Consider the following 25,166-nt stretch of genomic DNA (forward strand, 5'->3'; position numbering starts at 1 on the left):
CCTTACTCGCCTTCGCCGAACTTGTCGTTCATCAATTGAACGAGGGCATCCATCGCCTCTTCTTCCTGCGGGCCGTTGGTCTCGAGTTCGACGGTCGAGCCGAGCCCGGCGGCCAGCATCATGACGCCCATGATGCTCTTGGCATTGATGCGGCGGTCGCCGCGCGAGAGCCACACCTCGCAGGGAAAGCTGCCTGCGATCTTGGTGAGCTTGGCCGATGCGCGCGCATGGAGGCCCAGCTTATTGCTGATGGTCACGGATTTCTTGATCACTGTGCTTTCTCTTCGCCTGGTTCTGGGGTGCCGCCACCGCCACCTGCATGACGCCCGCGGTGCCGCCCGCGATGGCGCGCTGCACCAGCGTCTCGAGCGGCTCGTGGCGGTAGGTCACCGCGCGCAGCAGCATCGGCAGGTTGACGCCCGCCACCAGCCGCGAGCGGACGCCGTCCACCAGCTTCTGCGCCACGTTGCAGGGCGTCGCGCCGAACACGTCGGCCAGCACCAGCACCTGCGAGCGCGGTGCATTGAGCTGCTGCTCGAGCGTGATGCGGGCTGCCGCCAGCGTTTCTTCGGGCGACACATTGGGCAGCACGTCGAGTGCGACGATGGCCTGTTCGCAATCGGGGAACACATGCAGCGCGCACCGCCGCAGCGCCTGCGCGAACGGTGAGTGGGCGATGATGAGGATGCTGTTCATGCGGGTCGGGGGACTACGCACCGATTATGCGGGGGCGCCCAAAGGAAGTAGACATACGACATAACGCAGCAGGCGAGGAAAACGGACAGCGCCGCACGGAATGACGCCGCCTGGTCGAGCCCGGCGCTGGCGAACAGGTCGATCAGCAGGCCGATGCCCCACTGCACGACAAATACGCCTGCAAAGACCACCAGGTTGTAGGCCGACAGCGCGCGACCCGCGAGCGCAGTCGGCAAGGCCAGGGCGACGGCGGGCTGGGCCAGCGTGACAACGGTGGAAACGCACAGGAAGACCACCCAGGCCATCGTCCCCGCCGCCGGGCCAGCTATCAAAACCAGAGCAAGCACGAGCATCCCGAGCGGCATGCCCCAGGCCAGCAGCCGGGCGGCGGGAATGCCGCGGTGCGCGAGCCGCGGATTGACCATGCCCCAGAGCCCATAGGTGGCGAGCAGCGCGACGCTGATCCAGAACAGCGCGCCGGCGGCCTCCTGGGGCGTGTAGCCCGCCACGCGCGTGAGCCATGGCACGACCCAGAGCGTCTGCATCGCGACGAAGCCGCCGTAGTTGAAGAAGCCGATCGGCGCGAGCTTGCGGAAGAAGGGATCGCGCCACACGGCCGCATAGCTGCCTCCGCCCTGGTTCTTTTCCCGGGTGGCGGCGCCGTCATGCCATGCCGGCGCGGCCCATGCGATCAGCACCATCGACACGAGCGCGCCCGCCGCCAGCAGCCAGAACAGCGGCCGCCAGCCGAGGTAGGGCATGAGCCACTGCACCGGCAAGGTCGCGCCGACCAGGCCGAAGGAGCCCACCATCAGCATCCACGAATTGCTGCGCAGCTGCATGGGCGGCGTCAGCCAGCGCCGGTAGCCGGTGAGCGGCGCCATCAGGCAGGCGCTCACGCCGACGCCGGTGAGCACGCGCGCCGCCAGCAGCAGCCAGAAATGCGTGGCCACCGAAAACAGAAGGCAGCCGGCCACCGCGGCAGACAGGAAGCAGACGATCACGCGCTTGGGCCCATGGCGGTCGAGCCAGGTGCCCATGGGCAGCTGCGTGAACGCGAAACCCAGGAAATAGCCGCCCGCGAGCAATCCAAGGTCGCGCGACTCGAGTCCGAACTCGGCGGTGAGCGCGGGCGACAGCGTGGCCGTGATGGCGCGCACCAGCGTCGAAAGGAAATAGGCGAAGGCAAAGGCCAGGAAGACGGTGGCGATGCGCCGCCGTCCGGCAAGCAGGCCGCCGCTCATGGGAGACGCAGGCCCTCGAAGAAGGTGGTCGCCGCCTCGGGCGCGGAGGGGCGGCCGAGCACGGTGGCCTGATAGAGCGCGACACCGCCGTTCTTCTTCGACTGGGCGAACCAGAGCACCTGGACCGGCGCGGCGCCCTTTTGCGGCGGCTGGGCATCGAGCCGCACCGGCGCGGGCGCCGCGATCGCGCGTTTCAGTACGGCAGGGGCTTCGGTCATCTGCGCCTCGCCCAACTGGCTGCGGGTGGCAGCGCGCCACGCCCGGAGCCAGGCCTCGGCCTGCGCCGGGCTCTCGGCCGAGGCATGGGCCACCGCGAAGGTCGCACCGCCGGTCTCGCAGCCCGCCATGTCGACCTGCACCGACTCGGCGCCGAGCGGCAAGGCGCGGTCGGCGCGGTCCGCCTTGCAGGGCAGGAGGACGACCAGGCCGTCGTCGGCAATCGGCACCTCGCGCCAGTTGAAGGTGGGGCTGCAGGCGGCAAGCGCGAGCGTGGCGGCTGCGGCCAGCGCGGGCCGGAAACGGGAGTCGGACGATGGCATCGGAAAGCCATTATCGAGCCGCCCGCACGCCCGCCGGCACGATCCGGCCGGCGGAACTAAAATCGGCCGGCCCCTCTCCATCCGCTGCCATGAAAAAATACATCACCGTCGCCGCAGTCGCCCTTGCATTGGCCGCGGGCGTGGGGGTGTACCTGGGTTCCGGCACCACCGAGGCACCGGCCTCGACCTTCGTGCTGCTCGACGGCAGCAAGAAAAGCACCAACGACCTGAAGGGCAAGGTCACCCTGGTGAACTTCTGGGCCACCAGCTGCGTGACCTGCGTGGCGGAAATGCCCAAGGTCATTGCCACCTACGACAAGTACAAGTCCAAGGGCTACGACACGCTGGCCGTGGCCATGAGCTACGACCCGCCAAGCTACGTCGTCAACTTTGCCGAGACCCGCAAGCTGCCGTTCAAGGTGGCGATCGACAACACCGGCAGCGTGGCCCAGGCCTGGGGCGACGTGAAGCTCACGCCCACCACCTACCTGGTCAACAAGAAGGGCGAGATCGTCAAGCGCTATGTGGGCGAACCCGATTTCGCCGAGCTCCACAAGCTGATCGAGAAACTGCTCGCCGAGGCTTGATCCGCACGAGGTGCAGGGGCGAACGCATAGCAACAACCCGAAGCATGCTTCGGCCCGGACTTTGCTAATCTGCGCCTTCCGCAGTTCTTGCGCACCCCGCCTCTTCGATGACCGACTCTCCCGTGGCCGCCTCGCGTGAGCCCGCACCGATCCTGTTCGCCGCATGCGCAGGCATGGCCTACTGGATCTCATCGCTGCGCGTATGAGCTTTTCGGTTTCACGCCCGCTGCCGCTGGCCGACACGCCAGCCGTCGTGCTCCTGACGCCGGAGGAACCCGCCGAACTCGATGCGGCGCGCGCGATCTTCCGCGACTACGCCGCCTCGCTGGACATCGACCTGTGCTTCCAGAATTTCGAGGAAGAGGTCGCCACGCTGCCTGGCGACTACGCCGAGCCGCGCGGCGCCCTGCTGCTCGCGCTGGTCGATGCCGCCCACATCAAGGAGGAAGCCGGGCAACGCGCGCCGACCCTCATGCGCGCCAATGGCACGCTGGCGCACGTGGCCGGCTGCTGCGCGCTGCGCCCGCTCGACAACACCGACTACGCCAATGCCGCGGAGATGAAGCGGCTGTTCGTGCGGCCCGGCTTTCGGGGGCTGGGCGTCGGGCGGCAGCTTGCCGAAGCCATCCTCGACGCCGCGCGCGGCGCAGGCTATGCCTGCGTGCTGCTCGACACGCTGGACGACATGGAATCGGCCCGCGCGCTCTACGAAGACCTGGGATTCGAGGAAGTGCCGCCCTACTATCACAACCCGATCGCGGGCGCGCACTACCTCAAGGTGGACCTTTAGCCAGCTCCGCCGTCAGCCGCGGGCCTGGGCCAGCAGCGTCTCGGCATTGCTGACCTCGAACTTGCCCGGTGCCTCGACGTTCAGCGTGGCCACCTTGCCGTCCTTCACGAGCATCGAATAGCGGTTGCTGCGCAGGCCCATGCCGCGGCCGGTCAGGTCGAGCGTGAGGCCGGTGGCCTTGGCGAAATCGGCGCTGCCGTCGGCCAGCATGCGCACCTTGGCGCCGGTCTTCTGGTCGCGCGCCCAGGCGCCCATCACGAAGGCGTCGTTCACGCTCACGCACCAGATCTCGTCCACGCCGGCGGCCTTGAAGTCGTCGTAGTGCTGCACATAGCCGGGCACGTGCTTGGCCGAGCAGGTGGGCGTGAAGGCGCCCGGCAGCGCGAACAGCGCAATGGTCTTGCCGGCCGTGGCCTTGCTCACGTCCACCGGGTTCGGGCCGATGCTGCAGCCTTCGCCTTCGACCTCGGAATATTCCTGCAGGGTTGCCGAAGGAAGGGTGTCGCCGACTTTGATCATCTGAGTGCTCCTGAAAAAGAAAAACGGCCCACATTGTGGGCCGTTTCCGGATGGGTTGCCTTCAAGAGGCTTCCCGAGATCGATCAGCCGGTGATCAGACCAGCACGGCCTTCTCGACCAGGCGGGTCACGACCCAGTTCTTGGTCTTGGAGATCGGACGGCTTTCCGTGATCTCGATGGTGTCGCCCAGCTTGTACTCGCCCTTTTCGTCGTGGGCGTGGTACTTGCTCGTCTTGGCCACGATCTTGCCGTAGAGCTCGTGCTTCACACGGCGCTCGACCAGCACGGTCACGGTCTTGGCACGCTTGTCGCTGACCACCTTGCCGATCAAGGTGCGCTTGAGGGATTTTTTAGCTTCCGTCATGTTCACTCCTTACTTGGCGGCTTGGGTTTCTTGCTGCTTCTGAGCAAGAATGGTCTTGGCGCGCGCGATGTCGCGGCGCGTCACGCGCAGCGTCGAGGTGTTCGACAGCTGTTGCGTGGCTTTCTGCATGCGCAGGCCGAAATGGGCCTTCTGCAGGTCCTTGATTTCGGCTTGCAGGCCTGCGACGTCCTTCGTGCGCAGGGTTGCAGCCTTGGTCACCTTGGCCGGAGCCGCGGTTTCTTTTTTCTTACGTGTTGCCATGGATGTTCTCCTCTCAGGCGCCGAGCTGGCGAGCGACGAAGGTCGTACGCAGCGGAAGCTTGGCGGCGGCCAGGCGGAACGCTTCGCGGGCGAGTTCTTCGGGCACGCCGACGATCTCGAACACGATCTTGCCAGGCTGGATTTCAGCGACGTAGTACTCGGGGTTGCCCTTACCGTTACCCATCCGCACTTCGGCGGGCTTGGTAGAGATCGGCTTGTCCGGGAACACGCGGATCCAGATACGGCCACCGCGCTTCACGTGACGCGAAATCGCGCGGCGAGCGGCTTCGATCTGGCGCGCCGTGAGGCGGCCGCGGTCGGTGCATTTGAGACCGAAGTCACCGAAGGCAACCGAGTTGCCCCGGGTTGCGACGCCGGTGTTGCGGCCCTTTTGTTCCTTGCGGAACTTTCTGCGTGCAGGTTGCAGCATTTTTAATACTCCGTAGTTCTAAGACCGATCACTCGGTCTTGGCACCGTCAGCTGCTGCAGCTGGCGCGGCTTTGCGGACGCGCTTAACGGCGGGTTTCGAGTCTGCACCCGGAGCAGCGGGAGCTGCGCCAGTGGCTTCTGCGGGCTTGTCGCTGCCGTCGGCCGGGGCGGTGTTGCCACCGATCGGGCCACGGGCACCGGCGCGCGGGCCGGGGCCACGACGGTCCGAACCCGGACGGTCGCCACCCGGGCGGCCATCGCGGCGCGGACCACGCGGGCGACGCTCGTCGTCCGGACGCGGCGTTTCGACGGCCGGCAGGTCGTTGCGGCCCAGCGTGTCGCCCTTGTAGACCCAGACCTTGACGCCGATGACGCCGTAGGTGGTCTTGGCTTCCGAGGTGCCGTAGTCGATGTCGGCGCGCAGCGTATGGAGGGGCACGCGGCCTTCGCGATACCACTCGGTACGGGCAATTTCGATGCCGTTCAGGCGGCCAGCCGACATGATCTTGATGCCCTGGGCACCCAGACGCATGGCGTTCTGCATGGCGCGCTTCATGGCGCGGCGGAACATGATCCGCTTTTCGAGCTGCTGCGTGATGCTGTCGGCGATCAGCTGGGCATCGATTTCGGGCTTGCGCACTTCTTCGATGTTGACTGCCACCGGCACGCCGAGCTGCTTGCCCAGTTCGCGCTTGAGGTTCTCGATGTCTTCGCCCTTCTTGCCGATCACGACGCCCGGACGAGCCGAGTAGATCGTGATGCGTGCGTTCTTGGCGGGACGCTCGATCATGACGCGCGACACCGAAGCGTTCTTCAGCTTCTTCTTGAGGTATTCGCGGACCTTGATGTCTTCGGCCAGCATGCCCGCGAAATCGCGGTCGCTTGCGTACCAGCGGCTGGACCAGTTACGGGTAACCGCAAGGCGGAAGCCGGTCGGATGGATTTTCTGTCCCATATTTCTTCCAGGCGTTCTTAGTTGCCAACCGTCACGTACACATGGCACGTGGGCTTGCTGATGCGGTTACCGCGACCCTTGGCTCGCGCCGTGAAGCGCTTGAGCGTTGCGCCCTGTTCGACGTAGATGGTCTTGACCTTCAGTTCGTCGATATCGGCGCCATCGTTGTGCTCGGCGTTGGCAATTGCCGACTCGAGCACCTTCTTGATGATCACAGCGGCCTTCTTCTGCGTGAATTGCAGGACGTTGAGCGCTTGATCAACCTTCTTGCCGCGGATCAGGTCAGCGACCAGACGGCCCTTGTCGACCGAGAGGCGGACACCGCGGAGGACTGCACGTGTTTCAGACATGGTCGTTCCTTACTTCTTCTGGACTTTCTTGTCCGCGGGGTGCCCCTTGAACGTGCGCGTGAGCGCAAATTCGCCGAGCTTGTGGCCGACCATCTGGTCGGTGATGTAGACAGGCACGTGCTGCTTGCCGTTGTGCACGGCAATGGTCAGGCCGATGAACTCGGGCAGGACCATCGAGCGGCGCGACCAGGTCTTGATCGGCTTCTTGTCCTTCGTCGTCACGGCCTTGTCGGCCTTGGCCACGAGGTGATGGTCAACAAACGGACCCTTTTTGAGAGAGCGAGTCATTTGCTATCCCTTACTTCTTGCGGCGCGACACGATGAAGACCTGCGTGCGCTTGTTGTTACGGGTACGGTAGCCCTTGGTCAGGTTGCCCCATGGGTCGACAGGATGGCGGCCTTCGCCGGTCTTGCCTTCGCCACCACCGTGCGGGTGGTCGACAGGATTCATCACCACGCCGCGAACGGTCGGGCGAATACCCATGTGACGCTTCACACCGGCCTTGCCGAGTTGGCGCAGGCTGTGCTCTTCGTTCGCGACTTCACCGATGGTGGCGCGGCATTCGATGTGGATGCGGCGCACCTCACCCGAACGCATGCGGACCTGGGCGTAGACGCCTTCGCGAGCCAGCAGCGTGGCCGACGTGCCGGCCGAACGCGCGATCTGCGCGCCCTTGCCGGGTTGCAGTTCGATGCAGTGGATCGTCGAACCGACCGGAATGTTGCGGATCGGCAGCGTGTTGCCGGCGCGGATCGGGGCTTCCGAACCGCTCAGCAGCGTTGCACCAGCCTCAAGACCGCGCGGGGCGATGATGTAGCGGCGCTCGCCGTCGGCGTAGCAGACCAGGGCAATGTGGGCGGTGCGGTTCGGGTCGTATTCGATGCGTTCGACCTTGGCCGGGATGCCGTCCTTGTTGCGCACGAAGTCGACAACGCGGTAGTGGTGCTTGGCACCGCCGCCACGATGACGGATCGTGATGTGGCCGTTGTTGTTGCGGCCGGCCTTCTGGAACTGGGGCTCCAGCAGAGGCGCGTGAGGAGCACCCTTGAACAGGTGGTCCCGCGAGATCTTCACCGCGCCGCGTTGGCCCGGCGAAGTGGGTTTCATCTTGATGACGGCCATGATTAAGCGCCTTCCCCGACGAGGTTGAGCTCTTGACCGGGCTTGAGCGTCACATAGGCCTTGCGAACGTTGTCGCGGCGGCCGATGGACTTGCCAAAGCGCTTGGTCTTGCCCTTGGTGTTGAGCACCGACACGCCCTGGACTTCGACCTTGAACATCAGTTCGACAGCGGCCTTGATCTCGGGCTTGGTGGCGTCTTGCAGCACCTTGAAAGTGACAGCGTTCGACTTCTCGCCGACCATCGTGGCCTTTTCGGACACGATCGGGGCGACCAGCACCGCCATCAGGCGGCCTTCTTCGAACGTACGTTCAGCGGCGGTAGGGTTCACGCGGCTCATGCGAACATCTCCTTGAGCTTGTCGACGGCACCCTTGGTGACCAGCACCTTCTTGTAGTGGACCAGCGACACCGGATCGGCGTAGCGGGGTTCGACCACGAGAATGTTCACCAGATTGCGCGAGGCAAGGTACAGGTTTTCGTCGACTTCTTCGGCGATCACGAGCACGGACTCGAGATTCATCGCCTTGAAACGGGCTGCCAGCGGCTTCGTCTTGGGCGAATCCACGGTCAGCGAATCCACCACGGCCAGACGGCCTTCGCGAGCGAGCTGCGAGAAGATGGCGGCCATGCCGGCGCGGTACATCTTCTTGTTGATCTTCTGCGAGAAGTTTTCGTCAGGCATGTTCGGGAAGATCCGGCCACCCCCGCGCCACAGCGGCGAGGACGTCATACCGGCACGGGCGCGGCCCGTTCCCTTTTGCTTGAAAGGCTTCTTGGTCGAGTGCTTGACCTGCTCGCGGTCCTTCTGGGCGCGCGTGCCTTGGCGGGCGTTGGCCTGGAATGCAACGACGATCTGGTGGACCAGGTCTTCGTTGTAGTCACGGCCGAACACGGTCTCGGGGGCGTCGTATTTCGACGCGGCCTGGCCTTGTTCGTTCAGGAGTTCGAGTTGCATTACTTCGCTCCTTCAGCCGCTTGCGGCTTGGCCTTGATGGCGGGACGCACGGTGACGAAGCCACCCTTCGAACCCGGGATCGCGCCCTTGATGAGCAACAGTTGACGCGCTTCGTCGATGCGGAAGACATCGAGGTTCTGCGTGGTCTTGGTGACGTCGCCGAGGTGGCCCGTCATGCGCTTGCCGGGGAACACGCGACCGGGGTCTTGTGCCATGCCGATCGAGCCGGGAACGTTGTGCGAACGGCTGTTGCCGTGCGACGCGCGCTGCGAGCTCATGTTGTGGCGCTTGATCGTGCCAGCGTAGCCCTTGCCGATCGAGGTGCCTTGCACGTCGACCTTCTGGCCCACCGAGAACACGCTGCTCGCGGCGATCACGGCGCCAGCCTTGTGCTGGCCTGCGGTATCGGCGGTCACGCGGAATTCGCGGATGATTTCACCAGCTTCGACACCCGCCTTGGCGAGGTGGCCGGCTTGGGGCTTGGTCACGCGCGATGCCTTGCGCGAACCGAACGTCACTTGCAGTGCGACGTAGCCGTCGGTCTCTTGCGACTTGATCTGGGTCACACGGTTGTTGGACACATCCACCACCGTGACAGGAACTGCGTCCCCGTCATCGGTGAAGAGACGCATCATCCCCACCTTGCGGCCCAGCAACCCGAGGGAGTTGCTCAGACTCATTTGTTTTCTCCAAAAATGGAAACTCCCCTCGCCGCTGCCACTTCAATTGGCGACAGCGTTTGGCCGATTCCCCTGGGGGTACCCGGCCTGCGAAGGAAGGTTGATAAATCTCCGCTCTCAAGGCGCCCGAATGGACGCACGAAGGGCAGAGCCAGCGATTATAGCCCGCGATGCGGGCGCAGTGCAAGCTGCATTGTGAAGCGGCCCGGAAGGCACCTGCCCCCTGTCTTGGGCCGCTTTTTACTGCTTCCGGCCTATTTGACGGGCATCGTGATGATGCTGTCGCCACCCGGCGTGGACTTCATTTCGCCGCTGGATTTCAAGGTCGGCGCGGCCGTGCCGGTCTGGATGGGGACCGAAACCGCGCTCGAGGCGCCGCCGTGCCTGATGAACACATTGAGGTAGGCCAGCCCCTCGGCCTCGCTCACCACGACGACGGTGGCCGTGGTCCGCTTGCCGGCCGGCAGCGCGAGGGTGCTGCTTCCCTGGAGGGCCAGCCCCTTGTCGGCGCTCAGGCGGACCGTGGCACCCTCGGCGTCGGTCACGCCGTCGAATTGCAGCACGACAGGCGTGGCCTGGCCCACTCGCGGCGTGGCGTCGAGCCGGTATTCGAGCTTGACGCCGGCGCCGCCGGGCTTTTGCGGCGCCGTGGTCATGGGGGCGGCCTGGCGCTGCTGCTGCGACGCTGCGTGCCTGGCGCTGCGCGACCCGGGGTCGCCGTCTGCCGCGGCCGGTACCGACAGCATTGCCAGTGCGAGGCACACGAGGCACGCGAGGGCCATCATCGAATTCGATCGGATGTTCATGGCGGCCTTTCTTGCTACTACTGAATGGAGACGTTGAAGCATGCGTCGAGACTGCTGCGGTCCGTCACTGCCAGAACGTACTCGCCAGCCGACAGGCTGACCGTATTGCCGGTTCGGGCAACCAGGCCGCCCCTGAAGATGTCGAAATCGGGGTTGGATCCCGCCGGACCGCCATTCACGACGATCTGGTAGCTGCGGTTGGCAGGCGCGGTGAAGCGGACATAGGAGAAGTTGCCGAGCTTGTTGCCCGTGCCGGCGTCGTTGGAGACGCAGGCCTGGGTCACGGCGCCGCCCACGGTCGCCACCCTGTACATCGGGATCGCAACCGGAATTGCGCCGTCGTTGGTTTCGGCGCCGCCGAACGGATCGTTGTCCGTCGCGTTGATGCCCTGCCCGCCCAGCAGGGTGGCCAGGGCCGACGCGCTGCCCGGCGCGGTCGCGTTGAAGGCCGCCGAGAAAGGATGGATCGAGGTGACGGCCGCGCCGCTCCTGAACTGGAAGCCGGTCAGCGTGTCGTGGATCGGCTTGAAGCCCACCTGCTGGTTGAGATTCCAGAAGATCGACTGGATCGAGGTCTCGCGGTACCAGCCCGGCTGGGTTGCCGCACCGGCGGAAAGGTCGATGTTGATGCTCTCCCGGACGGACGCCTGTTGCGCCCCGCCCGAATCGACATAGTTCCGGCGCCCGAGCGCAATGCCCGACCAGGCATTGCCCCAGCCTTCCGAGAACGCGAGCCGGCGATCGGTACGCTGGCTCTGGCTGTGGTCCCCGCCCATCGAGTCGTCGCGGCTGAAGGAGGACTGGTAGTAGTGCCCCCACTCGTGGGCGATCACCGAGGTGTCGTATTCATCGGTATCGACGTCTTCCTTGCCCAGCACATAGATTTCGCGGCCGTTGCTGCCCCTGTCGACGAAGAAAGTGGTGCCGATCTGCCCCGCCGCGACGCTGCCGGGGGACGGCGCATTGTTGATGCTCCAGAACACGCGCAAGGCCGGAAACGCCGTTGCAGGCGCCGCCGAGACCACCTTCTGCATGGCGGTGTAGACCGTATCGAGGATGGCAAAGGGCGCCGCCACCCGGTCCCCCGTGTAGCTCGAGCCGCCCCAGCCCGAAGGTGCATGGAGGTCGCGCACCGAGGCGGCCACGCCCGACGAGAAGGCGGGGCTCTGCATGGTGTAGAGGCCACTGGAGCGCGTGTTGTCGCGCACCGTCACATCCCAGCTTGCGCCCGGGCCGCTTCGGACCAGCTGCGCCTTGACCCGCACCGCGATCGCCGTGTTCGCGGGCACGGACACCGCATAGGCGCCGTTGTCGTCGGTGGTGGCCGTGGCCAGTGGCGCGGACGTTGCCGCATTGAGCACTTCCACACTGGCCCCTCGCACGGGCCGGGGCGCCGAGCTGGCATAGACGAGGGTGCCGTTCGGATTCGGCACGGATTCATAGGTGGCCGTGCCGCTCAGGGTGACCGGACCCGCCACCGGCAGCGGGAAGCCGGCGAAGCCGCCGCCACCACCTCCCCCGCCTCCGCCACCGCAGCCGGCCAGCAGCGCCGCGGCAACACATGCCGCGATCCATGCAGAAGAGTTCTTGTAGCTCATAGCTTGTACTGCCCTCGTTTCAGCCCCGGCCCCGCTGGCCCCGAAGAACACCGGTGCGCGAGGATGCCACAGTTGGAAGACAAATGAAAAAGCCCGCTTGCATTTCTGCAAGCGGGCTTCTCAGGAAACGCAGCGCGAGGCTGGTTTACTGCAGCTTGATCTCGACGTCCACGCCGGCCGGCAGGTCGAGCTTCATCAGCGCGTCCACGGTCTTGTCGGTCGGGTCGACGATGTCCATCAGGCGCTGGTGCGTGCGGATCTCGAGCTGGTCGCGCGAAGTCTTGTTGACGTGCGGCGAACGCAGGATGTCGAAACGCTTCATGCGGGTCGGCAGGGGCACGGGGCCCTTGACGATCGCGCCGGTGCGCTTGGCGGTATCAACGATTTCGGCTGCCGACTGGTCGATCAGCTTGTAGTCGAACGCCTTCAGGCGGATGCGGATTTTTTGCTTGGTAGCCATGGTGATTCCTTTGCGTGCGGCTTAGATGTCGAGGATCTTTGCCACGACGCCCGAACCCACGGTGCGGCCGCCTTCGCGGATGGCGAAGCGCAGGCCTTCTTCCATCGCGATCGGGTTGATCAGCTTCACGGTGATGCTGACGTTGTCGCCAGGCATGACCATTTCCTTGTCCTTGGGCAGCTCGATCGCGCCGGTCACGTCCGTCGTGCGGAAGTAGAACTGCGGACGGTAGTTGTTGAAGAACGGCGTGTGACGGCCACCTTCGTCCTTGGACAGCACGTACACCTCAGCGGTGAAGTGCGTGTGCGGCTTGATCGAGCCGGGCTTGCACAGCACCTGGCCGCGCTCGACTTCTTCGCGCTTGGTGCCGCGCAGCAGCACGCCGACGTTGTCGCCAGCCTGGCCTTGGTCGAGCAGCTTGCGGAACATTTCCACGCCGGTGCAGGTGGTCTTGACGGTCGGGCGGATGCCCACGATCTCGATTTCCTCGCCGACCTTGATCACGCCGCGCTCGACGGCGCCGGTCACCACGGTGCCGCGGCCGGAGATCGAGAACACGTCTTCCACGGGCATCAGGAAGGTGCCGTCCACGGCGCGCTCGGGCGTCGGGATGTAGGTGTCGAGGGCTTCGGCCAGCTTCATGATGGCTTCTTCGCCGAGCTTGCCCTTGTCGCCTTCCAGGGCGAGCTTGGCCGAGCCGTGGATGATGGGGGTGTCGTCGCCCGGGAATTCGTACTTGTCCAGCAGTTCGCGCACTTCCATTTCGACGAGCTCGAGCAGTTCGGCGTCGTCCACCATGTCGCACTTGTTCAGGAACACGATGATGTAGCCCACACCCACCTGGCGCGCCAGCAGGATGTGCTCGCGGGTCTGGGGCATGGGGCCGTCGGCGGCCGAGCACACGAGGATGGCGCCGTCCATCTGGGCCGCGCCGGTGATCATGTTCTTGACGTAGTCGGCGTGGCCGGGGCAGTCGACGTGGGCGTAGTGGCGGTTGGCCGTCTCGTACTCGACGTGGGCGGTGTTGATGGTGATGCCGCGGGCCTTTTCTTCGGGCGCCGCGTCGATCTGGTCGTAGGCCTTGGCTTCGCCGCCGAACTTGGCCGACAGCACCGTGGCGATGGCCGCCGTCAGCGTGGTCTTGCCGTGGTCAACGTGACCGATCGTGCCCACGTTCACGTGCGGCTTGGTGCGGGTGAATTTACCTTTTGCCATTTTTCAATCCTTGAAAGAGCATTCCCGTGTATTGGTTTTATGTCTGCACCCGATTGCTGGTTCGCCTCGCACGGGAACGTGGCGGCACCGGATCGCAGACAAAGAGAGCCGCGCACTGCGCGACCCCACATTCTTTTTAATCAGTTGGGGACAGAGCAGATTTGCTGCGCAAATCCTGGTCTGTCCCGCAAAGACATTACTTTGCGCGAGCAGCCACGATGGCTTCGGCAACGTTGCGCGGAGCTTCGGCGTAGTGCTTGAACTCCATCGTGTACGTGGCGCGGCCTTGCGACATCGAACGCAGCGTGGTCGAGTAGCCGAACATTTCCGACAGCGGCACTTCGGCCTTGATGGACTTGCCGCCACCGATCATGTCGTCCATGCCCTGCACCATGCCGCGGCGTGACGAGAGGTCGCCCATCACGTTGCCGGCGTAGTCTTCAGGCGTTTCGACTTCCACGGCCATCATCGGCTCGAGGATCACGGGGTTGGCCTTGCGGGCGCCTTCCTTGAAACCGAAGATCGCGGCCATCTTGAACGCCATTTCGTTCGAGTCCACGTCGTGGTACGAGCCGAAGTGCAGCGTGACCTTGACGTCGACGACGGGGTAGCCCGCCAGCACGCCTTGCGTCAGTGCTTCCACAACGCCCTTTTCCACTGCGGGGATGTATTCGCGAGGAACCACACCGCCCTTGATGGCGTCGACGAATTCGAAGCCCTTGCCGGCTTCCTGCGGCTCGAGCTTGAGCACGACGTGGCCGTACTGGCCCTTGCCGCCCGACTGGCGCACGAACTTGCCTTCGGCTTCCTCGACGGTCTTGCGGATCGTTTCGCGGTAGGCCACCTGCGGCTTGCCCACGTTGGCTTCCACGCCGAACTCGCGCTTCATGCGGTCCACGATGATTTCGAGGTGCAGCTCGCCCATGCCGGCGATGATGGTCTGGCCCGATTCCTCGTCGGTCTTGACGCGGAACGACGGGTCTTCCTGGGCAAGGCGCTGCAGGGCGATGCCCATCTTTTCCTGGTCGGCCTTGGTCTTGGGCTCGACGGCCTGCGAGATCACCGATTCCGGGAAAACCATGCGCTCGAGCGTCACGACGGCTGCCGGGTCGCACAGGGTTTCGCCCGTGGTGACTTCCTTCAGGCCCACGCAGGCAGCGATGTCGCCGGCGCGGATTTCGTTGACTTCTTCGCGGTTGTTCGCGTGCATCTGCACGATACGGCCGATGCGCTCCTTCTTGCCGCGCACCGGGTTGTAGACGCTGTCGCCCTTGGTCAGCACGCCCGAGTAGACGCGCACGAAGGTCAGCTGGCCCACGAACGGGTCGGTCATCAGCTTGAATGCGAGCGCCGAGAACTTCTCGTTGTCGTCAGCCTTGCGGGTGACGGGGGCTTCGTCTTCGTCGGTGCCGTTGACCGGGGGAATGTCGGTCGGAGCGGGCATGTATTCGACGACGGCGTCGAGCATGGCCTGCACGCCCTTGTTCTTGAAGGCCGAGCCGCACAGCATCGGCTGGATTTCGCCGGCGATGGTGCGCTGGCGAATGGCCTTCTTGATTTCCTCTTCGGACAGCTCGCCGCCTTCGAGGTACTTGTTCATCAGCTCTTCGCTCGCTTCGGCAGCGGCTTCGACGAGTTTTTCGCGGTATTCGTTGCAGACGTCGGTCAGGTTCGCGGGGATTTCACCGTAGGTGAAGGTCACGCCCTTGTCTTCGTCCCAGATGATGGCCTTCATCTTCACGAGGTCGACGATGCCCTGGAAGTGCTCTTCGGCACCGATCGGGATCTGGATCACGACGGGGTTGGCCTTCAGGCGGTCCACCATCATCTGGCGCACGCGCAGGAAGTCGGCGCCGGTGCGGTCCATCTTGTTGACGAACGCGAGGCGCGGAACCTTGTACTTGTTGGCCTGGCGCCAGACGGTTTCCGACTGGGGCTGCACGCCGCCGACAGCGTCGTACACCATGACGGCGCCGTCCAGCACGCGCATCGAGCGCTCGACTTCAATGGTGAAGTCCACGTGGCCGGGGGTGTCGATGATGTTGATGCGGTGTTCTTCGAACTTGCCGGCCATGCCCTTCCAGAAGCAGGTGGTGGCAGCCGAGGTGATCGTGATGCCACGCTCTTGCTCTTGCTCCATCCAGTCCATCGTGGCGGCGCCATCGTGCACTTCACCGATCTTGTGGTTCACACCGGTGTAGAACAGGATGCGCTCGGTCGTCGTGGTCTTGCCGGCGTCGATGTGCGCGGAGATGCCGATGTTGCGGTAGCGCTCGATGGGGGTCTTGCGGGACATGATTTACTTTCGGGTTAAATGCGTTGAGCGCTGGGCCTTGAGCACGGGCGACGTCGCCCGAAACTCAACACCCAACGCCCAAGCGAAGTTTGATTCTTAGAAGCGGAAGTGGCTGAATGCCCGGTTGGCTTCTGCCATGCGGTGCACTTCGTCGCGCTTCTTCATGGCGCCGCCACGGCCTTCCGTGGCTTCCATCAGTTCGTTGGCCAGGCGCAGGGCCATCGACTTCTCACCGCGCTTGCGGGCGGCTTCCTTGATCCAGCGCATCGACAGGGCGAGGCGGCGGACCGGGCGGACTTCGACCGGCACCTGGTAGTTCGCACCACCGACGCGGCGCGACTTGACTTCGACCATCGGCTTCACGTTGTTGATGGCAACGGTGAAGGCCTCGAGCGGGTCCTTGTCGGGGTTCTTCTTTTCGATGAAGTCGAGCGCGCCATAAATGATGCGCTCGGCAACAGCCTTCTTGCCGCCTTCCATGATCACGTTCATGAACTTCGACAGCTCGACATTGCCGTACTTGGGATCCGGCAGGATTTCACGTTTGGGGACTTCGCGACGACGTGGCATTTTTCTAACCTCTTTGCTTCAGTTGGCATCGTTTCCGATACCGCGAGAGCCATTCCGGACTCTCACTTACTCGACCCGACATTGGGTCACTTCGTTCGATGTGCCCGCCAAGGCAACCGAACACCGCTTGTTTGTTTTCTACGACAGGAAGGCTTAAGCCTTCTTGGGACGCTTCGCGCCGTACTTGGAACGCGACTGCTTGCGGTCTTTCACGCCTTGCAGGTCGAGCGAACCGCGCACGATGTGGTAGCGAACACCGGGCAAGTCCTTGACACGACCGCCGCGAACCAGCACGACGCTGTGTTCCTGCAGGTTGTGGCCTTCGCCGCCGATGTAGGAGATGACTTCGAAGCCATTGGTCAGGCGGACCTTGGCAACTTTACGAAGCGCCGAGTTGGGCTTCTTGGGCGTCGTGGTGTAGACGCGGGTGCAGACACCGCGGCGTTGCGGCGAGTTCTGCATGGCAGGGCTCTTCGAATTGATCTTTTCGACCGTTCGACCCTGACGCACCAGTTGATTGATGGTTGGCATGAATGAATTAGTCCCAAAACAACCCGGCCCTGGCTGTGAAGCCGCCCCTGTCTTGTCGTGACGCAAGGCAAGGAAACCGGGAATAACGAAAACGTGAAACCCTTCGGAAAATTCCGAAAAGCCCACGAGTATAGCAGGCGGGCTTGAAACGGCAAGGACAGCGTCGGCCGGCGCTGCCTGGCGCCCTTCCTTACTTGATCCAGAGCCGGACGGCGTCCCAGGCGCGGCCGAGGATGCCGGCCTGCTCGACGCCTTCCAGCGCCACCAGCGGCACGTCCGCCAGCGGCTGGTCGTCCAGCGTCACCTTGAGCGAGCCCACCGGCTGGTACTTGGTGAACGGCGCCACCAGCGGATCGGGGCGCGCCACCTGGGTCTTGATCTTGCTGGCGGTACCGGCCGGTACCGCGACCACGATGGCTTCCGGGCGGCCCAGCTTGAGCGTGTTGGCCTTGCCCTTCCAGACCGCCGGCGTGGCGGCCGGCTGGCCGGCGTCGAACAGGCGCACCGCGTCGTAGGCGGTGTAGCCCCAGTTCAGGAGCTTTTGCGATTCGTTCGCGCGCACGGTCTCGCCCGAGGTGCCCAGCACGATCGACAGCAGCCGGCGCCCGCCGGTCAGGTTGGGGAAGTCGCGCTTGGCGGTGGCGATCATGCAGTAGCCGGCCGCTTCGGTGTGGCCGGTCTTCAGGCCGTCGACGGTCGGGTCGCGGAACAGCAGCAGGTTGCGGTTGGTGTCGTTGGTCGAGGGCGTGCCCGGGTAGCGGTACTTCTTGATCGCGTAGTACTTGGCTTCTTCCGGGAAGTCGCGCACCAGGCGCGTCGCAAGGATGCTCAGGTCGCGCGCCGTGGTGGTGTGGCCGGGCGCGGTGAGGCCTTCGGGGTTCTTGTAGCTCGTGTTCTTCATGCCCAGCGCCTTGGCCTGGGCGTTCATGAGCTCGACGAAATGCTCCACGGTGCCGCCCACGCCTTCGGCCAGCGCCACGGTGGCGTCATTGCCCGACTGCACGATCAGCCCCTTGATCAGGTCTTCGACCGGCACCTGCATCTTGGGATCGATGAACATGCGCGAGCCGGGCATCTTCCAGGCGCGCTGGCTGACCGGCATGGTCTGGGTCAGCGTGATCTTCTTGGCGCGCAGCGCGTCGAACACGATGTAGGCCGACATCAGCTTGGTGAGCGACGCCGGTTCGACCGGGCTGTCGATGTCCTTCTGCGCAAGGATCTGGTTGGCCGTGACGTCGAGCAGCAGGTAGCTGCGCGCGGCGATCTCGGGCGGTGCCGGCACCTGGGCAGCGGCGATCATGCCAACCGATGCGGCGGCGGCCAGCACCAGCGCGCGAAACGCGTCAAAAAAACGATTCATGGGAGCAATAGGAGAGACGGGAGGAGACGAAAACGCAAGCCCGTGAGGCTTTTCATGCGGCGCCCGCGCGCAGATGGCGGACGACCAGGCTTTTGAGGAGGGGCAATTGTCCGTGAAAGAAATGGCCGCCGCCCGGAATAACCGTGACAGGCAGTGACTGCGGCCGCGCCCAGTCCATGACCGCCGCCAGCGGCACCGTGTCGTCGGCCTCGCCGTGGACCACCAGCGTGCGCTCGTGCGCCTCGGCCGGCAGCGTGGCGACCGAAAAGCGCGAAGCCGCCGTTCCAACCAGCACGAGCTGCCGCAGGTCGCGAGCGGCCCAGAGCTTTTCGGCCGCGCAGCTTGCCACGAAGGCGCCGAACGAGAAGCCGGCAATCGCCAGCGGGCCTTCGGGCGCGAGCTGGGAGACGACGTTCATCATGTCTTCGCATTCGCCGCGCCCCTCGTCGTGCACGCCTTCGCTCGCACCCACGCCGCGGAAGTTGAAACGCACCGCGGTCCAGCCGCAGGAGACAAACGCGCGCGCCAGGGTCTGCACCACCTTGTTGTCCATGGTGCCGCCGAACAGCGGATGCGGATGGGCGATCACGGCGATGCCGCGCGCGGCCTCGGCTGGCTGGTCGCGCTGCACCTCGATGGCGCCGGCGGCGCCCTGGAGGCGGATCTTTTCGGTCTGGGAATTCATGATGCGAGGAATGGAACTGACCGGCCCCGAGGGCTTGGGTGCACGGTACGAGCGCGGGATCCCGCCAAAAGTTCAGCGGCCCACATCGGGAGGCAGCAGCAGGCGCTCGACGACCTGGCCGTTCTTCAGGTGCGAGTCGACGATCTCGTCGATGTCGTCGGCATCGACGAAGGTGTACCAGACCGCTTCGGGATAGACCACCGCCACCGGGCCGCCGGCGCAGCGGTCCAGGCAGCCCGCCTTGTTGACGCGCACCTTGCCGGGACCGGCCAGCCCCGCCTCCTTGACCTTCGCCTTGCAGCGATCGAAACCCGCCTGGGCGTTGTGCAGGGCGCAGCAGTCTTCGCCGTTCTTGCGCTCGTTCAGGCAAAAGAAGATGTGGCGGCCGTAGTAGCCGCGCGGCGCGGCAGAAGAGGAACTGGGCATCGGTAGATTTTAGTGACGCCCGCCGCAGGCCATCAGCCGGCCGGCCGCCCCCGGCGCGACAGCGCGGCCACCACATAGGCAAGGACCGCGAACGGCCACAGCCACCCGAGCCACTGCGCCAGCCCGTGGAAGCGGATGAAGCGCCCCTGCTCCCAGGTGGCGAGGGTCTGTGCGAAATAGGCGCTCTCGGGCGCCTGGTTCAGCAGGCTCAGCTGGATCACCAGCGCCACCAGCAGCAGGGCCGCGCAGAGCCGCCGCGGCGCTCCGAGCAGCAGCACGCCGGCCACCAGCGCCGTCGCAATGCCGACCTGCACCGGCAGGCCCAGCCAGGCCCATGCGTGCTCGGGGCCGTAGCTCAGCGCCGCCGACAGCGCCGAGGCGCCGATGCCCGCCAGCAGCGTGAGCGGCAGCAGCACGGCACGCCGGGCGACCGTGCGCGTCACCATGAAAGCCAGCAGGCACGGCACCAGGGCACCGAGCATCACGCACAGCAGCTCGACGGCCGGCACCAGCGGCTCCAGCTCGAACTGGCGCAGCGGCATCCAGTCGATGAAGGGCGTGTCGAGCAGCCACTCCGAGACCGCGACTTCGAGCCGCTCGAACACCTGGCCGAGGCCGAAGGTCACGGCTGCCGGGAACAGCAGCGCCAGCGGCCACAGCGCGAGCAGCACCAGCGCGCCGCGCGAATCCTCGACGAACCACAGCGAGCGCGTGCGGCTCCAGTGCGCCACCGCGCCGAGCCGCTCGAGCCCCGCCGCGAGCAGGGCCCCCAGCAGCGCGCCGGAGCTGTTCAGGCCCAGGTCGACATTGGAGGGAATGCGCGCAGGCAGATAGCTCTGCAGCGTTTCCATGGCAAAGGCCACGGCCGCGCCGGCCAGCGTGGCGCGCAGCACCGCACGCCAGACGCTGGCGTCGCGCCGCGTCCGCAATACCGCCAGCGCGCACAGGAAGCCGAAGGGCACGTAGCCGCCCACGTTGATCGCGAAGTCGAAGCCCGTCCAGTACTTGGGCCACGAGGCCGACAGGTAGGCCCACGGCGCAATGCCCTGGTCGCGCCAGTCGGCGAACGGGTACAGGCTGGCATAGACGATCAGCGCCGCGTAGGCCAGCGCCAGGGGCAGCGCGGCGGACTTGTGCTGCGTCTCCACCGTGGCTTTCGGGCTCAGAACGGCTTGACCACCACCAGCACCACGATGCCGAGCAGCAGCAGGACCGGCAGTTCGTTGAACCAGCGGTACCAGCGGTCGTTGCGCTGGGTGCCCCCGGCCACGAAACGGCGCAGCAGCACGCCGCAGGCATGGTGATACCCGATCACCGCCAGCACCAGCGCCAGCTTGGCATGCAGCCAGCCGTTGCCGGGGCCGCGCCCGATGCCATAGCCCAGCCAGAGCCAGAGGCCGAAACCCAGCGCCGGAATGGCCAGGAAGGTCGTGAAACGCAACAGCTTGCGCGCCATCAGAAGCAAGCGCTCGCGTTCGGCCACGGACTCGGGCGGCACCATCGCCAGGTTGACGAAGATCCGGGGGAGGTAGAACAACCCCGCGAACCAGCTGGCAATGAAGACGATGTGAAGAGATTTAACCCAGAGCATGGGGCCAGTTTAGTGGCGGGCCGCGCCGTGCAGGCCGGGCTTTGGCGCCGGCGCGGATGCAGCGGGCAAAAAAAAGCCCGACGTCTTCACGTCGGGCTGGGAAGCCCTTTTGCTGTCACACATCAAGGCACCCGCTCAGGGAGGAAAAGCGGGGAGCGGTAAACCGCCCGCTTTTGAATTTAACAAAGGCGAAACAAAGTTTCAAGCGGCTCGGGTCAGATTCTTTGACAATTCCGCACGAAAAAACGAGAACCTTCGATTTACGTCGCCGGCGTGGTTGTCGGACAACCCGCGGACGAGCGCCCGATGCACGAACTGGCGCTTCAGGCACAATTTTCCGCCTATGACGCCATCTTCCTTTGCCATGTATCCCGCCGGCCGGCCGCGCCGCCTGCGCCGCGACAGCTTCACCCGCAACCTCGTCAGGGAGCATGCGCTGACGGCGCACGACCTCATCTACCCGGTGTTCGTGCAGGAAGGCGAGAAAAAGCGCGATGCCGTGGCGTCGATGCCCGGCGTGGATCGCCTGAGCCTCGACCTGCTGCTGCCGGTGGCCGAGCAGTGCGTGGAGGCCGGCATCCCGGTGATGGCGCTCTTTCCGGTGATCGATGCCGGCCTCAAGACGCCCGCGGGCGACGAGGCCTTCAATCCCGAGGGGCTGATTCCGCGCGTGGTCGCGGCGCTGAAGTCGCGCTTTCCGGAGCTCGGCGTCATGACCGACGTGGCGCTCGACCCCTACACCAGCCACGGGCAGGACGGCCTGCTCGACGACACCGGCTACATCCTCAACGACGCCACCGTCGAAGTGCTGGTGAAGCAGGCGCTCACACAGTCGCAAGCCGGCGTGGACATTGTGGCGCCCAGCGACATGATGGACGGGCGCATTGGCGCGATCCGCACCGCGCTGGAAGCCCGCGGCGACATCCACACCCGCATCATGGCCTACAGCGCCAAGTACGCGAGCGCCTTCTACGGGCCGTTCCGCGATGCCGTGGGCTCGGCCGCGACGCTCGGCAAGAGCAACAAGAAGGTCTACCAGATGGACCCGGGCAACAGCGACGAGGCGCTGCGCGAAGTGGGCCTGGACATTGCCGAGGGCGCCGACATGGTGATGGTCAAGCCCGGCATGCCCTACCTGGACATCGTGCGCCGCGTGAAGGACGAATTTCGCGTACCCACCTTCGCCTACCAGGTGAGCGGCGAATACGCGATGCTCAAGGCCGCGGCCCAGAACGGCTGGCTCGACCACGATGCGGTGGTGCTCGAAAGCCTGCTCGCCTTCAAGCGCGCCGGCGCCGACGGCGTGCTCACCTACTTTGCGCTCGACGCCGCGCGGTTGCTGCAAAAACAATAGCGCATGCGCATCTTCGAAATCGACCGCTCGCGCGTGAGCGAGCACCCGGCGCTGGCTCCGCTCGCGCTGCCCGGGGCCTGCGCGGCGCAAGGCTATCTCTGGATTTCGCTCACGCGGGACGAATTCCGCGCCTCGCTGCCCGCGGTCCAGCAGATCCTGCAGTCGCTCTGCCAGGCGCAGCTGGTCGACCTGCATGTGGCGGACCTGCTCAACGACCAGCTGCCGTCGCACTACGACTACACCTCGCAATACGACGTGCTGGTGTTCCGGCGCCTTTCGAGCGGCCCCGGCCAGGCGGCGCTGGGCAATGGCAAGGGCACCACGGGCGGCGAGCCGCCCCTTCCCGCACCCTTGCGCCGCGGCCCTCCGGTGCTGCGCCGGGTCGACACCCGCCCCGTGGGTTTCGCGCTGTTCGACCGCGTGCTGCTGTCGGTGCATCCCGAGGACGGCGCGGTGCGCGACGTGTTTGCCGCCCGGCTGCTCGCCGCCGGCTCGCCGGACGACAAGGGCGCCCCCGCGCTCGACGTGCGCGCCACCTCGGCCCGCGTGCCCACCGGCACCGCCGACCTGATGCTGCGCGTCATCAACCAGATCGTCGACGGCTACCTGGACATGCGCCGCGAACTCACGCGCCAGCTCGACCATTGGCAGACCGAGCTGATCGATCCGCGCAGCCGCTTCACCAACTGGGGCGCGCTGATGGAAGCCCGGCAGTCGCTGCACCACCTGGACGAGATCTGCGAGGACCAGCGCGCGGCCATCCAGGACTGGATCGACTCGCTCGAGACGCTGCCCCCAGCCAAGGGCGAGGCGGAGCAGCGCGAGCGGGAACTGATCATGGTGCGAAGCCGCGACGTGCTCGAGCACATCGAGCGCGTGGTGCACCACGTGCGCCGGCTCGAACAGAACGCGGAGACCGCGGTGCAGATGCATTTCAGCGTGCAGGGCCACCGCGCCAACGACATCATGCGGGTGCTCACCGTGCTGACGGCCATCTTCCTGCCGCTCAACCTCATTGCCGGCATCTTCGGCATGAACTTCGAGTTCATTCCGCTGGTGCACAAGGCCGATGGCTTCTGGATTGCCATGACGGCGATGCTGGTGATCGCGCTGCTGCTGGTGCTGGTGTTCTGGCGCAAGCGCTACCTGGCGCGCACGCGCTGAAGCGCGCAACCCGCCTGAAAGCAAAAAGGCCACGCAATTGCGTGGCCTTTTTTGCTTGCCCGCGAGGGGCAGCAGCGGTTTCGCCGGTCTTACTTGGCGACGGCGCCCGAGCCTTGCTGGGCCTGGACGCGTGCGTCCATCGGGTGGGGCATGGTCGAGACGACCTTGCTGTTGACGCGCGAGCCCGAGGTCACGTTCTGGTCGGGAGCGTAGGCGGTGCGGACGGCTTCGGCTTCCACGAGCGCACGGTCCTTCGACACGGCGACCGTTTCCGGGCCGCGCGAGCCGCGGGTCACGTTCTGGTTGGGGGCCGATGCGGTCCGCACGGCTTCGGCGTTGACTTCGTCGCGGCTCTTGGTCGAGACGGCGGTGTTCACGCCATCGTAGGTTTCGGCTTGGGCGCCGGTGGCGGCCAGCAGGGTCAGGGCAGCGGCGGCGAGGATGTGCGAGGTCTTCATGTCAATTCCTTGTGTTGGTTGGATGGTTCGTCCACCAGGCTCGCTCGTTCGTTCGTGCTCACCTGTGCGGCGAGTTTCCAACTGAACGGCCGGTGTAAATCACGCGGAACAGAGACACGGTGTTTCCTCTATTGAAACAATGACGCGCCGGCGGCATGCACACGAACCGAGCGCGCACCGGCGCCTGCAAATGCCGGGTCTTCCCCGAAAATCGAAGCGGGCCGGCCGCGGAACGGAAACAATGGGCGCTTTGACATGGACAGTCTCGATCTGATCAGAACCTTCCGGGAAGTGGCCTCGCATGGCAGCTTCTCGCACGCGGCAAAGAAGCTCGACATGTCGAAGGCGACGGTCAGCAAGTACGTGGCGGAGCTCGAAACGCGCTTCGGCGTGCGCCTTCTCAACCGCTCGACGCGCTCCGTGAGCCTGACCGATGCCGGGCAGTTGCTGCTCGAGCGCAGCACCCCGGTGCTCGAAATGGTGGAGCTCACGCAGGCCGAGCTGCAGGAGCGCGCCAGGCAGCCCGGCGGCCGGCTGCGGATTTCGGCGCCGCACGGCATGGGCAACGGCGAGTTCCCGGGCCTGCTGGCCGACTTCATGCGCTACTACCCGGACGTGAGCATCAGCCTGCAGCTGACCAACCGCACGGTCGACCTCGCGGAAGAAGGCATCGACGTCGACATCCGCAGCGGCCCGGTGGCGGACGCCAACCTGATCGTGCGCAAGCTGATGCTGATGGAGATGGTGGTCTGCGCCTCGCCGGTCTACTGGAAGAAGCACGGCAAGCCCGAGCATCCGCGCGACCTCGCGGGGCACGAGGCGCTCACGCATTCGCTGCTGGGCGCCCAGCCGGTCTGGCGCTTCGACGACGGCGGCGAGCCGCTGGACGTGCCGGTGAAGAGCCGCATGGACTGCACCGAGGGCGCGCCGCTGATCCGGGTGGCGATGCGCGGCTTCGGCGTGATCTACCTGCCCTCGATCCTGGTGCAGTCGCACATCGACCACGGCGAACTGGTGCCGGTGCTGCAGGGCTATGCGCGCAAGGACATGTGGCTGTCGGCGGCCTACCTGCAGCGGCGCCACAACAGCGCCGCGCTGCGTGCGCTGCTCGACTTTCTGCAGACCCGCATCGGCGCGGGCGCGCGCAAGCAATAAGCCG

The 25,166-nt window shown here is 65.5% G+C and carries 33 protein-coding genes; 5 read left to right on the forward strand and 28 right to left on the reverse strand.

The window, feature by feature from the left end; translation table 11 throughout:
* Positions 1–2: 2 nt before the first annotated feature.
* The 4 genes from ACAM58_RS24365 to ACAM58_RS24380 are packed head-to-tail and all read right to left on the reverse strand — an operon-like array spanning position 3 to position 2,479.
* Entirely contained in the window at positions 3–272 is a 270-nt protein-coding gene (locus ACAM58_RS24365; RefSeq protein WP_015867655.1) for an HPr family phosphocarrier protein, read from the reverse strand.
* The gene (locus ACAM58_RS24370) at positions 241–696 is read right to left on the reverse strand and encodes a PTS sugar transporter subunit IIA (RefSeq protein ID WP_015867656.1); all 456 of its coding nucleotides are present in this window, start codon (positions 694–696) and stop codon (positions 241–243) included. Before ACAM58_RS24370 ends, ACAM58_RS24365 begins: the two co-directional genes overlap by 32 nt.
* Positions 693–1,940, reverse strand: coding sequence for an MFS transporter (locus ACAM58_RS24375; protein ID WP_369663694.1), 1,248 nt, complete (start codon positions 1,938–1,940; stop codon positions 693–695). Before ACAM58_RS24375 ends, ACAM58_RS24370 begins: the two co-directional genes overlap by 4 nt.
* Positions 1,937–2,479 (reverse strand): hypothetical protein, encoded by a 543-nt coding sequence (locus ACAM58_RS24380; RefSeq protein ID WP_015867658.1) that lies wholly within the window; start codon positions 2,477–2,479, stop codon positions 1,937–1,939. The genes ACAM58_RS24375 and ACAM58_RS24380 overlap by 4 nt, the downstream gene beginning before the upstream one ends.
* 89 nt (positions 2,480–2,568) lie before the next feature.
* On the opposite strand from ACAM58_RS24380, the gene ACAM58_RS24385 reads away from it, so the two are divergent.
* Both ACAM58_RS24385 and ACAM58_RS24390 read left to right on the forward strand, forming a co-directional pair.
* Positions 2,569–3,066, forward strand: coding sequence for a TlpA disulfide reductase family protein (locus tag ACAM58_RS24385; RefSeq protein ID WP_015867659.1), 498 nt, complete (start codon positions 2,569–2,571; stop codon positions 3,064–3,066).
* 202 nt (positions 3,067–3,268) lie between these two features.
* On the forward strand, positions 3,269–3,856 hold the full coding sequence (locus tag ACAM58_RS24390) for a GNAT family N-acetyltransferase (protein ID WP_015867660.1): 588 nt from the start codon (positions 3,269–3,271) through the stop codon (positions 3,854–3,856).
* A 12-nt stretch (positions 3,857–3,868) separates the two neighbouring features.
* Here ACAM58_RS24390 and ACAM58_RS24395 read toward each other — a convergent pair whose 3' ends face one another.
* The 23 genes from ACAM58_RS24395 to ACAM58_RS24505 all read right to left on the reverse strand — a co-directional run bounded on the left by ACAM58_RS24395 (position 3,869) and on the right by ACAM58_RS24505 (position 21,031).
* Positions 3,869–4,375: a peroxiredoxin gene (locus tag ACAM58_RS24395; protein ID WP_015867661.1), complete on the reverse strand. Its 507-nt coding sequence runs from the start codon at positions 4,373–4,375 to the stop codon at positions 3,869–3,871.
* A gap of 94 nt (positions 4,376–4,469) precedes the next feature.
* Entirely contained in the window at positions 4,470–4,739 is a 270-nt protein-coding gene (gene rpsQ, locus ACAM58_RS24400; protein ID WP_015867662.1) for a 30S ribosomal protein S17, read from the reverse strand.
* Between the two features lie 9 nt (positions 4,740–4,748).
* Complete coding sequence (gene rpmC / locus ACAM58_RS24405; RefSeq protein ID WP_026284221.1) at positions 4,749–4,958, reverse strand: 50S ribosomal protein L29; 210 nt, start codon at positions 4,956–4,958, stop codon at positions 4,749–4,751.
* Between the two features lie 55 nt (positions 4,959–5,013).
* Entirely contained in the window at positions 5,014–5,430 is a 417-nt protein-coding gene (rplP, locus tag ACAM58_RS24410; RefSeq protein ID WP_015867664.1) for a 50S ribosomal protein L16, read from the reverse strand.
* 28 nt (positions 5,431–5,458) lie between these two features.
* Positions 5,459–6,385 (reverse strand): 30S ribosomal protein S3, encoded by a 927-nt coding sequence (rpsC, locus tag ACAM58_RS24415; protein ID WP_015867665.1) that lies wholly within the window; start codon positions 6,383–6,385, stop codon positions 5,459–5,461.
* A gap of 17 nt (positions 6,386–6,402) precedes the next feature.
* Positions 6,403–6,735 (reverse strand): 50S ribosomal protein L22, encoded by a 333-nt coding sequence (gene rplV, locus ACAM58_RS24420; protein ID WP_007838134.1) that lies wholly within the window; start codon positions 6,733–6,735, stop codon positions 6,403–6,405.
* 9 nt (positions 6,736–6,744) lie between these two features.
* Positions 6,745–7,023, reverse strand: coding sequence for a 30S ribosomal protein S19 (gene rpsS, locus ACAM58_RS24425; protein WP_007838132.1), 279 nt, complete (start codon positions 7,021–7,023; stop codon positions 6,745–6,747).
* A 10-nt stretch (positions 7,024–7,033) separates the two neighbouring features.
* Positions 7,034–7,858 (reverse strand): 50S ribosomal protein L2, encoded by an 825-nt coding sequence (rplB, locus tag ACAM58_RS24430; protein ID WP_015867666.1) that lies wholly within the window; start codon positions 7,856–7,858, stop codon positions 7,034–7,036.
* 2 nt (positions 7,859–7,860) lie between these two features.
* Positions 7,861–8,196, reverse strand: coding sequence for a 50S ribosomal protein L23 (gene rplW / locus ACAM58_RS24435; RefSeq protein WP_007838129.1), 336 nt, complete (start codon positions 8,194–8,196; stop codon positions 7,861–7,863).
* The gene (gene rplD, locus ACAM58_RS24440) at positions 8,193–8,813 is read right to left on the reverse strand and encodes a 50S ribosomal protein L4 (RefSeq protein WP_013543942.1); all 621 of its coding nucleotides are present in this window, start codon (positions 8,811–8,813) and stop codon (positions 8,193–8,195) included. The genes rplW and rplD overlap by 4 nt, the downstream gene beginning before the upstream one ends.
* On the reverse strand, positions 8,813–9,493 hold the full coding sequence (rplC, locus tag ACAM58_RS24445; protein ID WP_015867667.1) for a 50S ribosomal protein L3: 681 nt from the start codon (positions 9,491–9,493) through the stop codon (positions 8,813–8,815). Before rplC ends, rplD begins: the two co-directional genes overlap by 1 nt.
* A gap of 254 nt (positions 9,494–9,747) precedes the next feature.
* Positions 9,748–10,299, reverse strand: a complete 552-nt coding sequence (locus tag ACAM58_RS24450; protein WP_307597097.1) for a hypothetical protein — start codon at positions 10,297–10,299, stop codon at positions 9,748–9,750.
* 17 nt (positions 10,300–10,316) lie between these two features.
* The gene (locus ACAM58_RS24455; protein ID WP_307597098.1) at positions 10,317–11,897 is read right to left on the reverse strand and encodes a hypothetical protein; all 1,581 of its coding nucleotides are present in this window, start codon (positions 11,895–11,897) and stop codon (positions 10,317–10,319) included.
* A 145-nt stretch (positions 11,898–12,042) separates the two neighbouring features.
* Complete coding sequence (gene rpsJ / locus ACAM58_RS24460) at positions 12,043–12,357, reverse strand: 30S ribosomal protein S10 (protein WP_007838118.1); 315 nt, start codon at positions 12,355–12,357, stop codon at positions 12,043–12,045.
* 21 nt (positions 12,358–12,378) lie between these two features.
* Complete coding sequence (gene tuf / locus ACAM58_RS24465; protein ID WP_012745744.1) at positions 12,379–13,572, reverse strand: elongation factor Tu; 1,194 nt, start codon at positions 13,570–13,572, stop codon at positions 12,379–12,381.
* A gap of 196 nt (positions 13,573–13,768) precedes the next feature.
* Positions 13,769–15,868, reverse strand: coding sequence for an elongation factor G (gene fusA, locus ACAM58_RS24470; protein ID WP_015867670.1), 2,100 nt, complete (start codon positions 15,866–15,868; stop codon positions 13,769–13,771).
* Positions 15,869–15,964: 96 nt separating this feature from the next.
* Positions 15,965–16,438: a 30S ribosomal protein S7 gene (gene rpsG, locus ACAM58_RS24475; RefSeq protein WP_007829591.1), complete on the reverse strand. Its 474-nt coding sequence runs from the start codon at positions 16,436–16,438 to the stop codon at positions 15,965–15,967.
* A gap of 153 nt (positions 16,439–16,591) precedes the next feature.
* On the reverse strand, positions 16,592–16,969 hold the full coding sequence (gene rpsL / locus ACAM58_RS24480) for a 30S ribosomal protein S12 (RefSeq protein WP_013543948.1): 378 nt from the start codon (positions 16,967–16,969) through the stop codon (positions 16,592–16,594).
* Positions 16,970–17,159: 190 nt separating this feature from the next.
* Positions 17,160–18,329, reverse strand: coding sequence for a D-alanyl-D-alanine carboxypeptidase family protein (locus ACAM58_RS24485; RefSeq protein ID WP_015867671.1), 1,170 nt, complete (start codon positions 18,327–18,329; stop codon positions 17,160–17,162).
* A 52-nt stretch (positions 18,330–18,381) separates the two neighbouring features.
* Positions 18,382–19,014: an alpha/beta hydrolase gene (locus ACAM58_RS24490; protein WP_062364242.1), complete on the reverse strand. Its 633-nt coding sequence runs from the start codon at positions 19,012–19,014 to the stop codon at positions 18,382–18,384.
* A gap of 72 nt (positions 19,015–19,086) precedes the next feature.
* Entirely contained in the window at positions 19,087–19,440 is a 354-nt protein-coding gene (locus ACAM58_RS24495) for a ferredoxin (protein ID WP_015867673.1), read from the reverse strand.
* A gap of 32 nt (positions 19,441–19,472) precedes the next feature.
* Positions 19,473–20,588, reverse strand: coding sequence for a VanZ family protein (locus ACAM58_RS24500; protein WP_018905078.1), 1,116 nt, complete (start codon positions 20,586–20,588; stop codon positions 19,473–19,475).
* 14 nt (positions 20,589–20,602) lie between these two features.
* A complete protein-coding gene (locus tag ACAM58_RS24505) occupies positions 20,603–21,031 on the reverse strand; it encodes a CopD family protein (protein WP_015867675.1) in 429 nt (142 codons plus the stop codon).
* 364 nt (positions 21,032–21,395) lie between these two features.
* On the opposite strand from ACAM58_RS24505, the gene hemB reads away from it, so the two are divergent.
* On the forward strand, positions 21,396–22,385 hold the full coding sequence (gene hemB / locus ACAM58_RS24510) for a porphobilinogen synthase (protein ID WP_015867676.1): 990 nt from the start codon (positions 21,396–21,398) through the stop codon (positions 22,383–22,385).
* A 3-nt stretch (positions 22,386–22,388) separates the two neighbouring features.
* Positions 22,389–23,549 (forward strand): magnesium transporter CorA family protein, encoded by a 1,161-nt coding sequence (locus tag ACAM58_RS24515; RefSeq protein ID WP_015867677.1) that lies wholly within the window; start codon positions 22,389–22,391, stop codon positions 23,547–23,549.
* Positions 23,550–23,638: 89 nt separating this feature from the next.
* Here ACAM58_RS24515 and ACAM58_RS24520 read toward each other — a convergent pair whose 3' ends face one another.
* Positions 23,639–24,007, reverse strand: a complete 369-nt coding sequence (locus ACAM58_RS24520; protein ID WP_015867678.1) for a hypothetical protein — start codon at positions 24,005–24,007, stop codon at positions 23,639–23,641.
* Between the two features lie 255 nt (positions 24,008–24,262).
* Here ACAM58_RS24520 and ACAM58_RS24525 point away from each other — a divergent pair, with 255 nt between their 5' ends.
* The gene (locus ACAM58_RS24525; RefSeq protein WP_307595021.1) at positions 24,263–25,162 is read left to right on the forward strand and encodes a LysR family transcriptional regulator; all 900 of its coding nucleotides are present in this window, start codon (positions 24,263–24,265) and stop codon (positions 25,160–25,162) included.
* Positions 25,163–25,166 lie beyond the last annotated feature (4 nt).

Origin of the sequence: Variovorax sp. V116 (assembly GCF_041154435.1) — a bacterium.
In the GTDB taxonomy this organism is placed as follows: Bacteria; Pseudomonadota; Gammaproteobacteria; order Burkholderiales; family Burkholderiaceae_C; genus Variovorax; species Variovorax paradoxus.